At 37.0% G+C, this 15,785-nt stretch carries 15 protein-coding genes; all 15 read right to left on the bottom strand.

Annotated elements, in window-relative coordinates; translation table 11 throughout:
• Positions 1–650: 650 nt before the first annotated feature.
• A complete protein-coding gene (locus tag D1839_RS01510) occupies positions 651–1,091 on the bottom strand; it encodes an OsmC family protein (protein WP_120378250.1) in 441 nt (146 codons plus the stop codon).
• 77 nt (positions 1,092–1,168) lie between these two features.
• Positions 1,169–1,936: a MerR family transcriptional regulator gene (locus tag D1839_RS01505; RefSeq protein ID WP_199689890.1), complete on the bottom strand. Its 768-nt coding sequence runs from the start codon at positions 1,934–1,936 to the stop codon at positions 1,169–1,171.
• Positions 1,937–2,141: 205 nt separating this feature from the next.
• Entirely contained in the window at positions 2,142–2,384 is a 243-nt protein-coding gene (locus D1839_RS01500) for a hypothetical protein (RefSeq protein ID WP_286164697.1), read from the bottom strand.
• 77 nt (positions 2,385–2,461) lie between these two features.
• Entirely contained in the window at positions 2,462–3,949 is a 1,488-nt protein-coding gene (locus tag D1839_RS01495) for a tripartite tricarboxylate transporter permease (protein ID WP_120378128.1), read from the bottom strand.
• A 14-nt stretch (positions 3,950–3,963) separates the two neighbouring features.
• A complete protein-coding gene (locus D1839_RS01490; protein WP_120378127.1) occupies positions 3,964–4,419 on the bottom strand; it encodes a tripartite tricarboxylate transporter TctB family protein in 456 nt (151 codons plus the stop codon).
• A 62-nt stretch (positions 4,420–4,481) separates the two neighbouring features.
• Complete coding sequence (locus tag D1839_RS01485) at positions 4,482–5,483, bottom strand: tripartite tricarboxylate transporter substrate binding protein (RefSeq protein ID WP_120378126.1); 1,002 nt, start codon at positions 5,481–5,483, stop codon at positions 4,482–4,484.
• A 299-nt stretch (positions 5,484–5,782) separates the two neighbouring features.
• Positions 5,783–6,463: a response regulator gene (locus D1839_RS01480; protein ID WP_120378125.1), complete on the bottom strand. Its 681-nt coding sequence runs from the start codon at positions 6,461–6,463 to the stop codon at positions 5,783–5,785.
• Entirely contained in the window at positions 6,464–8,038 is a 1,575-nt protein-coding gene (locus D1839_RS01475; protein WP_199689889.1) for a sensor histidine kinase, read from the bottom strand.
• A 578-nt stretch (positions 8,039–8,616) separates the two neighbouring features.
• Positions 8,617–9,996, bottom strand: coding sequence for a dihydrolipoyl dehydrogenase (gene lpdA, locus D1839_RS01470; RefSeq protein ID WP_120378123.1), 1,380 nt, complete (start codon positions 9,994–9,996; stop codon positions 8,617–8,619).
• 12 nt (positions 9,997–10,008) lie between these two features.
• Positions 10,009–11,328 (bottom strand): dihydrolipoamide acetyltransferase family protein, encoded by a 1,320-nt coding sequence (locus D1839_RS01465; protein ID WP_120378122.1) that lies wholly within the window; start codon positions 11,326–11,328, stop codon positions 10,009–10,011.
• A gap of 12 nt (positions 11,329–11,340) precedes the next feature.
• Positions 11,341–12,324, bottom strand: coding sequence for an alpha-ketoacid dehydrogenase subunit beta (locus D1839_RS01460; protein WP_120378121.1), 984 nt, complete (start codon positions 12,322–12,324; stop codon positions 11,341–11,343).
• A gap of 12 nt (positions 12,325–12,336) precedes the next feature.
• Positions 12,337–13,326: a thiamine pyrophosphate-dependent dehydrogenase E1 component subunit alpha gene (locus D1839_RS01455; RefSeq protein ID WP_120378120.1), complete on the bottom strand. Its 990-nt coding sequence runs from the start codon at positions 13,324–13,326 to the stop codon at positions 12,337–12,339.
• A 129-nt stretch (positions 13,327–13,455) separates the two neighbouring features.
• A complete protein-coding gene (locus D1839_RS01450; RefSeq protein ID WP_120378119.1) occupies positions 13,456–13,743 on the bottom strand; it encodes a PTS sugar transporter subunit IIB in 288 nt (95 codons plus the stop codon).
• 27 nt (positions 13,744–13,770) lie between these two features.
• On the bottom strand, positions 13,771–15,123 hold the full coding sequence (locus tag D1839_RS01445) for a PTS galactitol transporter subunit IIC (protein ID WP_120378118.1): 1,353 nt from the start codon (positions 15,121–15,123) through the stop codon (positions 13,771–13,773).
• A 55-nt stretch (positions 15,124–15,178) separates the two neighbouring features.
• Positions 15,179–15,628: a PTS sugar transporter subunit IIA gene (locus tag D1839_RS01440; RefSeq protein ID WP_158589583.1), complete on the bottom strand. Its 450-nt coding sequence runs from the start codon at positions 15,626–15,628 to the stop codon at positions 15,179–15,181.
• Positions 15,629–15,785 lie beyond the last annotated feature (157 nt).

Genomic DNA, 15,785 nt, shown 5'->3' with positions numbered 1-15,785 from the left:
GATTTGCGCTCTTGGTAAGCCAAAGCGGTTTATTATAAAAAACGTATAAACTGGTTATAGTGTTCTTAAGTTTAGACACTTTTTCTACAATCAACTTCGCTTTAACCATGTTGAAATTGATTGTTTATATAATTGATCTTACACGAAAAAAGATAATTGGTAAAACAAATATGGATTCATATAACTTGCTTTTAATTACTTATACGTCAACTGCATCTTCCCTCTCCTAGAAATTTCCTCATCTCTATGGATAATGAGAGAGGTGCTTCGTAATTCTTAGATGAACCCTCTAGCCCCCTTTTCTAGATTGAATATCGGGACGCTTGCTCAGCTATAAAAGATAAAACTAAAAGTGGATGGATTCTGAAATCAGCCCACACATTTGTAATTTGAAAAAGTATATAACCAAAAGATGGTGTACGATTTTGGAAGAGAAAAGCACTGTTACTGACTATTAAAGTGAAAGCTTTTGATATCTTATTTCGAGTTAACATTTGTGCGGTAACAAAGTTTCGTACTAACATATGTATCCATTGAAATTGTTTTTCCTTGGTCATCATTCTTTTGTATTCCTACTTGAATTGATTTCCCATGCATAAAAAGTGTCATTTCCATTGCAAATTTGCAAACAGAAATGACCTACATACTCCTTATCTTATAACAGCCTCTAGCTTTATCTCCACATTTCCTCGTATAGCCCTTGAAATCATACAGCTTTTCTCCGCTTTTTCAACAAGCTTTTTAAGCTGGCTTTTTTGTTCTTCTGTTGCTTCTTCCTTTAAAGCAACCCGTGGGCGATGAATAATTTTTTTATACGTAAATATACCGCCTGTAACGTCGACAATTCCTTCTGAGTCTAAGCCCATATTTTCTAAAGGAAGCTTGGCACGCTCAATCATAGCAGCAAGTGTAATTATATAACAAGTTGCTGCTGCACCTAACAACATCTCATCTGGATTCGTACCAATACCAGGTCCATCCATTTCTGGGGGGATGGATATTTTAGTTGTTAAATTTCCTGCTTCTATATAACCACTACTATTTCTACCACCAGGCCAAAACGCCTTTAAATGAAAATGATGCTCTGCCATTTCTATCACCTCACCTAGAAGAATAACAAAAAATAACAGAAATAACCAAAATTGAAGAGTAAAAAGATTCAAACCGGCTAGCTTCTCCTATCAACCTGATGTTTTGTCATATAATAACCCATTGCTTGCTGAAGCCACTCCTCTTCTTCTCGCGTAAAAGGTGAAGTAGTTCTATTTTTCACAGCTTCCACATCCATGTTATCTAAATCAATTTTACTGATCGCTTCTATTTGTTCCTCCCCTACATATGCTAAATTTGTTTCCACACTCCTCGCCACCATGGCTTGCACTTCCGGGTCATCTATCGGACGGTTTTTTAATCGTTTTACTTCCTTTGATAACTTAATAAATTCCTTATCAAAGGCAAGCATTTCTGCTTCTGGTTTATCAAATAAATGCTCCATTACTTCTTTCGGAGCAAACTGTTCCAACCAAAGCTGTTGTTCTTTTTCGGTTTGAATACTGTGGATCAAGCTCATTAGCACATCACTGTCCACTTCTCCAACTTCATCTAACCATTTCATTATCCGGTTAATTGCTTTTAATGCGGTGGATATTTGGGCTTCTTTCTCTTCGAATGCTTTTTTCTGATCATATAGTGTCTGTTTTAAATCGCTATTAAATTTAGAATCCTTCATTAACTCCTTAATTTCTCTTAAGTTATACCCTAAAAATTTGAAGACCACAATCTTCTGCAGTTTTCGTATATCATCCTCTGTGTACAAACGATGTCCAGAACTCGGACATTTATCTGCTTTAAGCAAACCAATCTCATCATAATAATGTAAAGTTCGAATAGAAGTATTTGTCTTTCTCGCTAACTCCCCAATGGAATAATTATCCACTTCATCGCCTCCCATTATCTTTTATAACTATTATATTTTTTATCTTACCTCCTCACGTAACTGGAGGTGCAAGAGAAACTAAGAATTATTCGGGATAGGCAATAAAATGAACCTTAATCAGCGGATCCGCTAAAATGGGAGTTTTACAGCACCATAACCATATATACCGGATAAACTAACATCACCCGTTAGCTGAATAATAAAATCATCCGAAAATCTGTGCAGCTATCCCGAATAATGTTTTATTACGTGATGGTAATTCCTTTGCAATTTTAATCATTATCGGAGGTTGACTTACTTTTACGAAACCGCATTTTTCTAGTTGCAACATAAAAGCCTCACCCCCTGATGGAATATCAATTCTTAATTCACCCTGATGATTGTTAGCTAATTTATCAATTAATAATGATGCTATATGATGATTAGGGGCTATAATAGGTCCTAGAATTAAATTAATACTTCACTTCTATACTACCTACCTTTCTATTGATATCCAAATAGATGAGGTTGCTTATTACAAAATGCCTACGCCTTCTGAATCTTTCTATTTTTAATAAAAGGAAAAGCAAAGGAAAGAATGGATAGGATAAATAGACCGATAGCAATTGGGCTTTCTACTAAAATCATAAAATTTCCATTTGAAATCGTTAACGCTTGTCTTAACGATTGTTCCATCATTCCACCTAGAATAAAGGCTAAAATAAATGGAGGAGCAGGAAAAGCAAATAAGCGAAATAAGTAACCGACGAATCCAAAGGCAAGCAATAAATATAAGTCAAAAATATTAAAGCTGATGGAATACACACCAATCATACAAAACATAATAATTAAGGAAATTAATAACGGACGGGGGATTTTTAATATTTTTGCTATGTATGGGATTAGTGGTAAATTTAAAATAAGTAGAAAGATATTCCCAATATACATGCTTGCTACTACTCCCCAAAACACTTCAGGATGATCTTGAAACAGTAACGGACCAGGATTTATACCTAAAACAAGTAATGCTCCCAGCATGATAGCCGTTGTTCCTGATCCTGGAATCCCTAAACTAAGCAATGGAACAAATGCCCCGCTTGTTGCGGCATTATTTGACGTTTCAGGTGCTGTAAGCCCTTTAATCGATCCTTTCCCAAACTCCTCTGGTTTTTTTGAAAACCGTTTTTCTGTTATATAACTTATAAATGAAGCTATCGTTGCTCCAGCCCCCGGCAATACCCCGAGAATAAAGCCTAGTGGAGAATGGCGTAATAAAGGCCCTGTCATTTCTTTAACATCTTGTCTTGTCAGTTTTAAACTTCCGATATTTTGTGTTTTTTCAATACCAACGTTATTTCGATTTTTTATTAAAAATGCCACTTCCGCTAGAGCAAACAACCCTAAAGCAACTACAAGAAAATCAATACCCTCTAATAAATTTGCATTTCCAAATGTAAACCGTGGGGTTCCTGTTTGAGCATCTATCCCAATAGTAACAGCCATAAAACCTAACACCCCAGAAATCAATGCCTTAATAGCTGAACCATCTGATAAACTAGATATAGCTACTAGCCCCATAAACATTAAAGCAAAATATTCCACAGGTCCAAACGAAACAGCAATCTGTGCTAATGTCGGTGCAAATAACATTAACAATATAATACTAACTGTCCCACCAGTAAAAGATGCTATTGCAGCAATAGCAAGCGCCTTCCCTGCTTCCCCCTGTTGAGCCATTGGATATCCATCAAAGGACGTAGCAACTGTACCCGAAACTCCAGGGGCATTTAATAATATAGAAGAAGTGGAACCGCCAAACACTGCTCCATAGTACACACCTGCCATTAATACCATCGCTATCGTTGGATCCATTCCATAAACCATTGGAATCATAATTGCAATAGCTGTAATTGGTCCTAGGCCTGGCAACATACCAATTAACGTACCTATCGTAACCCCGATAAAGACAAAAAATATCCCTTCCCAGCTAAAAGCAACTTGAAAACCTTGCCATAATCCTTGTACAGTATTCATCCCGTCCCCCCTTACTAAAATGGTAACATGCCACTAGGTAAATTAATTTGTAGTAAATAGTTAAAAATGTAAAAGACCGTTATAGGAAATAGAATGGAGACCATCGCATTTACTTTAAAGTTTTTATATCCGAGCAGCCAAGAACAGCTAAAGATAAATAACATCGATACGATAACAAATCCGATTACCTCAAGTAAAGAAATATAGAGAATAATTAGCACCGTTACGAGAATAAAAATTCGCAAGTCTTGTCTTGATACCGAGCTTTTCTTTTCTTCCTGATCTTTTGGATTAGCATTTAAAAATAGAATAATGGATAAAGCAATTAATAGAAACCCCAACACTTTTGGGACTAAATCAGAGTCGATAGGCACAAAAGGGTACGGGGGTAGTTGATAGCTTAAACTTAAATAACCAATTGCTAATAAAATGAAGACGATACTTATTTTTCGATCTGCCGATTTTAACACTCTATTCACACCCACTTTCTTTAAAAGAGCCAATGTGATGTATCTAACATTGGCTCTTAAAACTACTGTGCTAAACCTAGCTCTTCCATTAATTCCGTTAACTCTTCGGTTTGCTCTTTTAAGAACTTTTTATATTCCTCATGCCCCATAAACATCTCAGACCATCCATACTGATTACGTATTTTTGCAAATGCTTCCGAATCACTTAACTCTTTAAACTTTTCCTCATAGTATTGAATAGCATCTTCATCCATATTCGGTGGTCCAAAAAATCCCCGCCAATTAACAAATGTTGCATCAATCCCTTGTTCCAACGCAGTTGGAAAGGTAGACAACACATCCCCTTCTAATCGCTCAGGAGAGGTGATACCTAGCACTTTTATTTTCCCAGCTTTTACTTGCTCTACAGTTTCAGCTACTCCAGTAGAATAAACGTCGACACTACCATTTAAAAGATCTGTTAATGGAGCACCTTCCTGATTAGATACATATTTTATTTTCGTTACATCCACTCCAGCTTCCTTGGCGATTTTTACAAATTGCATATGATCCATGCTTCCTGGCGCCGAGGCTCCTACAATGGAAATACTTTCTGGATCTTTCTTCATATCTTCAAAAAGTTCATTCAAATTATCCCACTCCGCATCCGCTCTGACAGCAAATGCAGCATAGTCCGCAATTAAGTTAGCTAAAGGGGTGAAGTCTTCATACGTTAATTCTGTTTGACCATTCAGCGGTACAAAGATAAGTGGTGGTGAGGAAACAAACATATGATGATTGCTCCCTTTAAGGTTATGAATATAAGTCCAAGCAATAGCGCCTCCACCACCTTCTTTATTCACAACACCGATATCTTCGTCAATAATTCCCTCTTCACTAAATACTTTAGCTACCGTTCTAGCAGTAGTATCCCACCCTCCTCCTGCTCCTGCTGGGGCAACCATTTCAATTGCTTTCTCTGGTACCCATTTTTCTTCTCCACTCTTTGATTTTGTTTCCTGCTTACAAGCTGCTAAACTACTTATAACCCAAATTAAAAGTAATAGTGCAAAAATCCTTTTCATCAAACTCCTCCTCGTATCCTATATTTTCGTGCTCCTATTTTGCCTAATGGAAAACGGTAACTAACAAGTGCATCTGTTACTTATCACTGTAGAGCGCACTTTCAGTAAGATTACTTAAGTCTACACTGAAGAAAAATGCCCGTAGCAAGGATGAAGAGATTATTTCAATACTGTAAGGTTGGTTCTTATCATATAACAATCACCGGTTAAAGAAAACGTTTACAAATTAACGAACTTTAAAAATAATAACAAAATTTTGTTCATTTTGTTCACAGTGAAAATAATAGATGGTATGGAGTTTAAGAAATAATATATTTTCTTTCCGGCCTTCCTACTATTCCATATTCAAGCTCTGCATCTACTTCTCCCATAGAAATTAAGTATTCTAAATACCTTCTCGCTGTTGTTCTAGAAGCACCCATTCTGATCCCCATCTCCTCTGCAGTTATCCCTTGTCTTTCTTGTTTTAATATCGCCTTTACCTTTTCTAGTGTTAATGGGTCTATGCCTTTTGGTAAATTGGAACGGATTTTATTTACGGAAGTTACTTTTTCTCCTCTAAATAATTGATCAACTTCCTCTTGACTAACAGAAGCATAAGATTGTAGTAAATTTTTTTTCTGCTTAAATTTTTGAATAGTATGAAGAAACCGTTCCATTTTTAATGGCTTAATAATATAATCAAATACCCCATAATCTAAGGAATTCCTAACCATATCAATATCTGTTGCTGCTGTAATCATAATAATATCTATCGTAGAGGATATTTTTCTTATGTTTGGTAATAAATCAACACCGAGTATATCAGGCATATAAATATCTAACAGCAATAAATGAACCTCTTGGTTTTTAATTAGTTTGATTGTTTCCTCTCCATTTAGCGCTTTTCCCACTACTTCTACATCACCTAGTTGTAATAAAAACTGTTCATGGATATCTGCAACTCGAAAATCGTCTTCAGCGATAACTATTTTGATCATTTACAATCCCCCTTTTTTTGGTAGAAACACCGTAAAAATAGCTCCCTTTGTCCTGTCATTCTGTATTTCAATCCACCCCCCAAACCGGTTAACCGTATCTTGAACTATTGCTAAACCATAGCCTCTTCTCTCGCCTAATTTCGTAGAAAAACCTTTGGTGAAGATATTTTCTTCAACTAGTACACCACTTCCATTATCAGCAATTTCAAAAATAACATCGTTTCCGACATCAGTGGCGAAAAAAACAACTTTTTTTTCTTCGTTTTCACTAACTGCCTCAAAGGCGTTATCGATAATATTACCTAAAATAGCTATTAAACTAGAAAGATCTATATGTTTAGGTAAAGGCGAAAGTGAGCTGTTTTGATCCATGATAAATTGAATTTTTTTCTCAGAAGACTTTGCCATTTTTCCAAGTAAAATGGCTTGTACATGGCTATCCTCTATTCGATCGAATAAAAGGTGATTTTGCTTCATGCTTAATTTTAATTCAGCTTGAATCATGTCTACCGCCTCTGCAAATTTGCCAAGTTGCATAAGACCTGACAATACGTAAAGCTTATTAGCGTATTCATGCGTTTGCGCTCTTAAATCTTCTGAATACTGCCTAACCTCTGAGATAGTTTTAATCATCTTTTTTACGTCTGTTTTATCTCGAAAGCTTGCTACCGCTCCAACCACCTTCCCGCTTTCTTTAACCACCTCTCTATTCATAATAACTAAACGGTTATGAAGATATATTTCTTCATTTTCACAAGGGTTTAAAAAATTCTTCAGTAAAGTATTTGGAAACACCTTTTCTATTGACTCATAAAGATAACATTTATCACAGCCTAGCATCTGAATAGCAGGTTGATTTATCATCGTAATGAGTCCTTTTTCATCAATTGCTATGATCCCTTCTTTTATAGAATGTAAAATAGCGCTTCTTTCCCGATAAAGATTAGCAATTTCAAAAGGCTCCAGCCCTAAAGTATCTTTGCGGATATGATTGGTTAACATAATACCCCCAATAATCCCTATCAATAGAACAACTATAGAAACAGCGCCAATAGTTCGAATTTTTTGGTAAATTTTCGCATAGATATCTTCATATAAATAACCAACCGAAACAATTCCGATAATATTTCCGTCAGCTCCAAATATTGGTGCATTACCTGTTAAAGCTGTCCCAATAGGGCTGTCTGTTTTTGCGTTATAATATTGTCCAAAAATAAGGGCACGATAATTGCTTTCTCTCTTCTTCCCTATCGATAATAAATCAGGATGTGCATATATAACACCATCTGCATTTTTAATAACAATATAATTTGCCTCTACTTGCATTTTTATGCTATCTGCAATGGACTGCAATAATTGTATTTGATCTTTCTTTTTAAATGCTGCTTTTACCGATGGCATAAAAGAGACCGTCTTAGCTACCTGCAATGCTAGATTTCCGATATCTTCTTCCGTCTGCTTCTTCTCAAATATAATATAGATACCCGACAATAGAATAATCACAGCTAAAATTAATGAAATAAGTAACGTTAAAATTTTTGTCTTTAGTGAAACAGTTTTTAATTTACCGAACACAAATAACCCTCCTAACCACCTTTTACATATTTTACTTTTATGTCCTTGCATCACTCCTATACGATTTGAGATCGACTAAATACGAAGTAAAAAGATGACGTAAATATCGCGTATCATGCTTGCATTGCACTTTTTCTCCTTTCTTATTGAGTTGAAATGAAATAATGAGCATTAACCTACTGCTAATTTTCAACTGCATATTACTAAATATTTTACCTAACAACAAAAATTCAGTCGACACACTTTGCTTCCTTTGAGTTGTAAGATCACGAACCATTGCCTATTACTATTAGAAAGGATGATATTATCCGCTATCATAAAGCTTTACATGAAACCCTCTATGCATGGGCTAGCCAGGAGATTATTAGGAAGAGAACTTGTTAGCGTATTCCTTTACAACCAGTAATTTCACTTACTTACCAAGCTTTCTTCGTAGTTCCTATGGTTTCTAAACGTCTGAAGGGCGTGTATTCTCAGCTTTTTGATAAAAACTTAGCTTAAACGTACTGAACCCCAAAAATAAGATAAAAAATCTTACTTTTGGGGTTCTCTCATTCGCCTTCATTGCTTTGCTGCAATTAATTGTAATGAATCCCTTTGCCTAACCAAGCCGCTGCTGTTTCAAACAATGACTCTGACGCTGTGGGATGTGGAAAAATCATTGTTTCTATTTCCTCTACTGTAGCTTCTAAATGAATGAAAGCTGTTGCTTGACTAATCATTTCTGTTACATGCGCTCCGACCATGACAACACCTAGGATTTCTCCGTATTGCTTATCGGCAATTAACTTCATAAACCCTTGATTCTCACCGGAAGCTATTGCCTTCCCATTCCCTGTTAAATCTACCTTTTTAATCCTTACTTGATAGCCAGCTTCTTTCGCCTGCTCTTCTGTCATACCAACACTTGCTATTTCCGGGAAAGTATAGACACATCTAGGGACTGCTATATTTGAAGCAGGCTTTTCTCCCAAAATATGCCCTACAGCCTGTAGCCCCTCATGACTTGCTACATGTGCAAGTTGATAGCCGCCAATTACATCGCCAATGGCATATATTCCAGGAATAGAAGTTTGCATATGTTGATCAACCTGGATAAATCCGTTAGTAAATTCGAGTGGTAACTCTTCTGTACCAGAAAGATTCGGTGTTCTACCCGCAGAAATGAGTAACCGCTCAGTCTGGAGCTGAATACGCTCTCCTTTTGTCTCTATTTCGACAGTTGTTTTCTTAGCTTTCTTAAGTCCGATAATTTTTGTACCTGTATGAAGCAAGATGCCTTTTTGTTCAAGCTGTTCTGCCAAAAATGTCGCAGTTGCTTCATCTTCACTTGGCAAAATCCGTTCAGCCATTTCTACAATTTCTACTTTTGAACCTAGACTATGGAATACACAAGCGATTTCTAGTCCAATCACTCCTCCACCAACGATTACCAAACTACTTGGAATTTCTTTCAAATCAAATATAGTATCGCTCGTATCAAAGCTTACTTCATTCATGCCCTCTATTTGAGGTACAAAAGGCTTTGAGCCCGTTGCTAAGATAATGTGGTTCGATTGTATAGAATAATTTGTTTCGTTAGCCAATTGGATTTGAATCGTTTTATCAGCTTGAACTACCCCATAGCCATGGAAAAAAGTAATATTATTTTGCTTTAACAAGCCATTAATTCCATTCCTTAATTGGTTCACGATTTTATTTTTTCGTTGTACCATTTCCGGTAGGGAACAAGAGATATCGTTAACTGTGATTCCATAGCTTCTCGCTTTTTTCATTTGGTCAATTAACTCAGCATGCTTGAGCATTGTTTTCGATGGGATACAACCTCGATTTAAGCAGGTCCCCCCTAGCTCTCTAGCTTCGATTAATGCTACTGAAAATCCAGATTTTGCTGCCCGAGCAGCAGCTACATATCCCCCAGGACCGCCTCCGATAACAGCTACATCAAATTTATCCATAAATTTTTCCTCCTAAACTAACCATCTATATGGATCTTCTAGTAAACTTTTTAACTCTGTTAGGAAAGCTGCAGCTGGAGCCCCATCAATAGCTCTGTGATCAAATGATAAGCTAGTTACCATCATCGGTCTAACTGCCACCTCTCCATTTACAATGACTGGTTTATCCATAATTCTACCAACACCTAAAATTGCTGTCTCTGGAGGGTTAATAATAGGTGTAAATCCATCAATAGCATACATCCCTAAATTGCTAATCGTAAACGTACTACCGCTCATTTCCTCTGGGCTCAATTGATTGTTTCTTGCTTTTTCCCCTAACATTTTACTTGTTTTGGTTAGCTCTGCTAACCCTTTTGTATCGGCTTGTTTTACAGATGGTACAATAAGAGCATCATCCAGCGCTACGGCTAATCCAATATGGATGTCATGATTCATAATGATTTCGTTTTCTACCAATGAAGCATTCAATCTTGGGTGCAATCGCAATGCATAGGAAACTGCTTTCATAATAATTTCTGTATATGATAAGCGATAGCCTGTCTGCTGTTCAATAGTTGGCAGTAATGCTCTACGCAAGCTTACTGCATTTGACATATCAACCTCACTTGTTAGCGTTACATGAGGGATAGTTTGTACACTTTCGGTCATTTTTTGAGCAATAACTTTTCTTAAGCCAGAAAGCTTCCAAATTTCAGGGACTGTATCCACACTCTCTTTTATGTTCATATGGGTTAGAACATCTGATTTAACTATTTTTCCTCTAGAGCCTGTTCCAGCTATTGCGCCAATATCCAAGTTGTTTTCCATAGCTATTTTTCCTGCTAATGGAGTGCTCAACACACGCTTCTGATCAAAACTATCTCTAACATCTTGCTCCTGAATCCTTCCCTCTGGACCAGTACCTTGTATTGAACTTAGTTCTATATTATGCTCTGCTGCGACCCTCTTAGCAGCTGGAGTTGCACGAATCTTTCCTTGTTTTAAAAGGTTTTGATCGTTTTTAAGTTCCTCTTTTTCTGACATCGTCTCCAGACCTGTATCCTCTACATCTTCTTTGCTATAAACAGGCGGTTGTTCGGGAACTTCTTCGCCTTTCTCACCAATATATCCAATGACCGCATTTACGGGAACATCTTCATCTACTTTTGCGTACTTTTTTAGTAAAGTCCCTTCTTCATACGATTCTACTTCTATATTAATTTTGTCAGTCATAATCTCAAATAACGGCTCACCTACTTCAACATAGTCACCTACTTCTTTAAACCATTGCAGTAATGTTCCAATAGACATGGTACTGCTCAACTTTGGCATAAAAACTTCTTTCGCCATTGTATTACCTCCCTATGCTTTATTCATCGCTTGTTTGGTGGCAAGAATAATATCATTAACCTGAGGCGCATGCGCTTTTTCGAGCTCTGGATTATAAGGAACTGGAGAAAGCGCCCCACCTAATCGTTTAATTGGTGCATCTAAATAATCAAACGCTTCACTCTCGGCGATCATACTCGCAATTTCACCACCATATCCGCCACGTTTTACTGCTTCATGGACAACTACAACACGCCCTGTTTTTTTTACAGAATTGATAATCGTTTCGGTATCTAGTGGAACCAGTGTACGTGGGTCAACCACCTCGACACTAATTCCTTCTTTTGCCAATTCCTCAGCTGCTTCTAAAGCTCGGTGAACCATCACCGCTGTTGCGACAACCGTTACATCAGTTCCTTCCCGTTTAACATCTGCTTGTCCTAACGGAATACAGTATAGCTCCTCAGGAACATCCGCTATTGTTCTGTACAATAATTTATGTTCATAAAAGATCACTGGATTATTATCATCCATAGCACTTTTCAGCAAACCTTTTGCATCGTAAGCTGTAGAAGGTTGGATTACTTTAAGACCGGGAATATGTGCTAACCACGCCTCCAAGCTCTGTGAATGCTGAGCAGCAGCTCCTGTACCAGAGCCACTTGGTGTTCGTACTACCATTGGAATTTTTCCTTTACCACCATACATATACCGGATTTTTGCTGCTTGATTCACAATTTGATCCATAGCAATCGTAATGAAATCCGAAAATTGCAATTCTAATATTGGCCGCATTCCAGTTAAAGCAGAACCTACAGCTGCACCTGCAATTGCAGCTTCGCTAATCGGTGTATTGCGAACTCGTTCAGGGCCAAACTCTTCAATCATTCCCCGAGTAACTCCAAAAGCTCCTCCATATACTCCTATATCTTCACCTAGAATAAATACATCTTCATTTTGGCGCATTTCTTGGCTCATTGCTTCACGAACTGCCTCTAAATAAGTAATTTCTCTCATTGCTATCTCCTCCTAAGCATAAACATCTGTTAATAAATCATCTAATGTTGGCATCGGACTATCTTCCGCAAACTTCACTGCTGCTTCTATTTCTGTTTTCGCTTCTTGACGAATAGCTTCAGCCTGTTCTTCACTGAGCAAGCCTACGTTAAACAATGCTTCTTTATACTGCTTAATTGGGTCTTTTTTCCGCCATTCCTTTTCTTCATCTCTGGTCCGATATTTTTTAGCATCGCTTTTCGAGTGACCTTTCCAGCGATATGTTTTTGCTTCAATAAGCATCGGTCCATCACCATTTCTCGCATGCTTAACTGCGGTATTGGTAACATTAATCATTTCAATTAAATCATTTCCATCAGCAATCACACCTGGAATACCATAGGCCTCAGCCCGAGTAGCAATATGTTCAATATTCATCATTTCTTTTACCGAACCAGACATTCCATATTGGTTATTTTCACAAATAAACACTACTGGTAATTTCCAAATAGATGCTAAATTTAATGCCTCATGGAAGCTCCCTTCATTTGTAGCTCCATCCCCGAAAAAGCATAGGGTGACATAATCTTTTTTCTTCATATGAGCTGTTAAAGCAGATCCAACTGCAAGTGGAAGTCCACCTCCAACAATTCCATTGGCTCCCAGATTACCTTTATCCACATCAGCGATGTGCATGGAACCTCCTTTTCCTTTACAATAGCCGGTGGATCTTCCAAATAATTCAGCCATCATCTTTTTCACATCTGCACCTTTAGCAATACAATGACCGTGTCCACGATGCGTACTCGTAATTTTATCAGTAGCTTCCAAAACAGCACATGGTCCAGATGCGCTTGCTTCCTGTCCTACACATAAATGAGTCGTGCCATGAATCATTCCTTTAGCAAAGAATTCATCAACCTTCTCATCAAAATAACGAATTAACCACATCTCTTTATAAAGTGCAATTAATTTTTCCTCACTGAAATCTTTCGTAAGTTTTAACTGTTTGGAAATATTCATGAAATACACTCCTTTTTTTAAGCTGATTCTTTTCCAGCGGATACTAAAATCCATTGCTCATTCTAATCTAATCCGTTTATAATCGATTCCTCCTGGCAAATTTTTTCTCATGCCAGGAGAATCGGTTTTTTATTGATTTATTTGGTCGCGAATTTTATCATACATTTCTTCTATTCCTATCCCTGTTAACAGTGGCAAGCCATCAATCACTTGATCTCTTATGTTTTCCGGTACAATGGTAGTAGAAACAACGATGTCATACTCGTGAATTCTTCCTACTTCATCAGCAACTTTAGATTGAAATAAAGTCACTTCATCTGCCAAGTTTTCCTCTTCTAACCATTCCTTCACCTTTCCGGTAACTACGGTAGAAGTGGCTACACCTGTACCACACATAATTAATAATTTTTTTTTCATTTTTATCGCCCTTTCATTTCTTAGTTGTTAAACAGCTTCTTCCTCGGATTTCATCATTGCTTTTTTTGGCTTCACTTTATTCATGTAAATCATTATTCCTAAAACTAAGATGCCTATCAATCCTATGCTGTACCAATTAAACATTTTTGGTAACCAAACAAAGATAAACGTTGTCCAGACCGCCCCATCTACTAATGCAGAGATACTTGAATTATTCCCCATATCAAAGCTTGCAGAAGCGGCAGTACTTGTTACTAATGGTGCTACCCATGTTGCAATATAGAGACCAACGCCAATATAAAACGATCCACCTATAATGGTCCGCAGTATATTTCCTCGAAAGACAGGAACCATTAAGGCTACTATAAATGGAATTGTTGCAAGATCGGTAAAAGGAAGCACCTTATTACCTGGCAATACAACCGCTAAGAACAATGTAATCGGTACAAGAAGCAAGGAAGCAGATAAGACTCCTGGATGTCCTACAGCCAAAGCACTATCCATTCCAATATATAAGTCTCTTCCTGGAAAACGCTTTTTAACAAAAGTTCCCGCTGCTTCAGATATTGGCGCCAGTCCCTCCATTAACAATGCCACCATCCTTGGAAGCAAAAGCATAACAGCACCAGTTTGTACCGCTAAATTCAAAATTGCTTTTATATCATATCCAGCTAAAATGCCTATAATCGTACCTATAATCACACCCATTACCGTTGAATCACCAAACACACCTAATCTTTTTTGAATCGACTCTTGATTAGCCTCTAATTTATTAAACTTTGGAATGCGATCAAACACATAATTAAGAGGTTTAGCAACTAAATAAGATGGCGCCGATGTTCCATGTGGAAAGGTTATATTTTTAAAACCGTAAAACTTTTCAATATCCCTTTGAATTAAATCAGCAAGTAAGAATAAAAGCATAAGATGAACAATAATCGTCCCAATTCCCATTGCAAAGCTTCCAGTTAAAGCAAAGACCAATGATCCAGTAAATGCAGCATGCCAATAGTTCCATACATCAACATTTAATGTTCGAATAAGTCCGAATGTTAGAAAAATAATATTTGCAGCTATGCCAATAGGGATCGCTAAGCTCCCAAGTGCTGTACCGTATGAAATAGCTGCAGCTGCTGGCCATCCTACATCAATAACACTTAACTCAAGGCCAAAGTTATCTACCATCGCCTGAGCTGCGGGGCCTAAACTATCTCCAAGTAAACCGATAACAAGATTAATTCCAATAAATCCAATTCCAACAGTCAAGCCTGCACGAAAAGCTTTACTTACCTTCGTTCCTAACACTAACGCAAAAACAAAAATGATAATTGGTAGCATAACGCTTGCCCCTAAATCTACAAACCATTGTAAAACATCCATTTCTTCTCCTCCTTTTTTTCTTTATATTTAGTAAGCGCTATCTATAAGAAAGTGTTTAACTATATAGATACACTAACTGATGAAAATCTTTGATACTTTTAATATTTCCTAGCTGTGAAACAATCTTTTCATCTTGGAAAATAGCTGTTAATTTTTGTAGCATTTCTAATTGATCATTAGGACTATTTAGAGCGAGCATAAATACTATTTTCACTTCTAATTCAGTAGATTGGCTCCCCATAGCAGAGAAAGTAACTGGATTTTTTAATGTAGCAAAAGCAATTTTAGCTTCAATTACCTTATCGGGATCCGTATGAGGTATGGCAACTCCATATGGAACAGTAGGTAGCCCCGTTGGGTACTTTCTTTCTCTCTCTAGAACACCTTCCACATAGTCTTTTGTCACAAAGCCTAATTTGTATAATCTTTCCCCAATCATAGCCAATGCTTCTTCTTTTGTATCTACTTCCAAATCTAGCATGATTAATTCATCTTCAATTTTCATAAACATCCCCTCCTAAACGACGTTTCTATCTAACACTATAAATAAAAGAAAAAGTAGGGGTTTTAGATTACCCTGTCTTTTATTTACCTCGCTGTTTCGTAATACACTCATGTACTTTATACTATACTCAACTATTCAAACTTACCTTGACTTCTCT

This window comes from Roseburia sp. 1XD42-34 (assembly GCF_009917385.1).
Classification (GTDB): domain Bacteria; phylum Bacillota; class Bacilli; order Bacillales; family Amphibacillaceae; genus Virgibacillus.
This window is presented reverse-complemented; position numbering and strand designations above follow the sequence as displayed.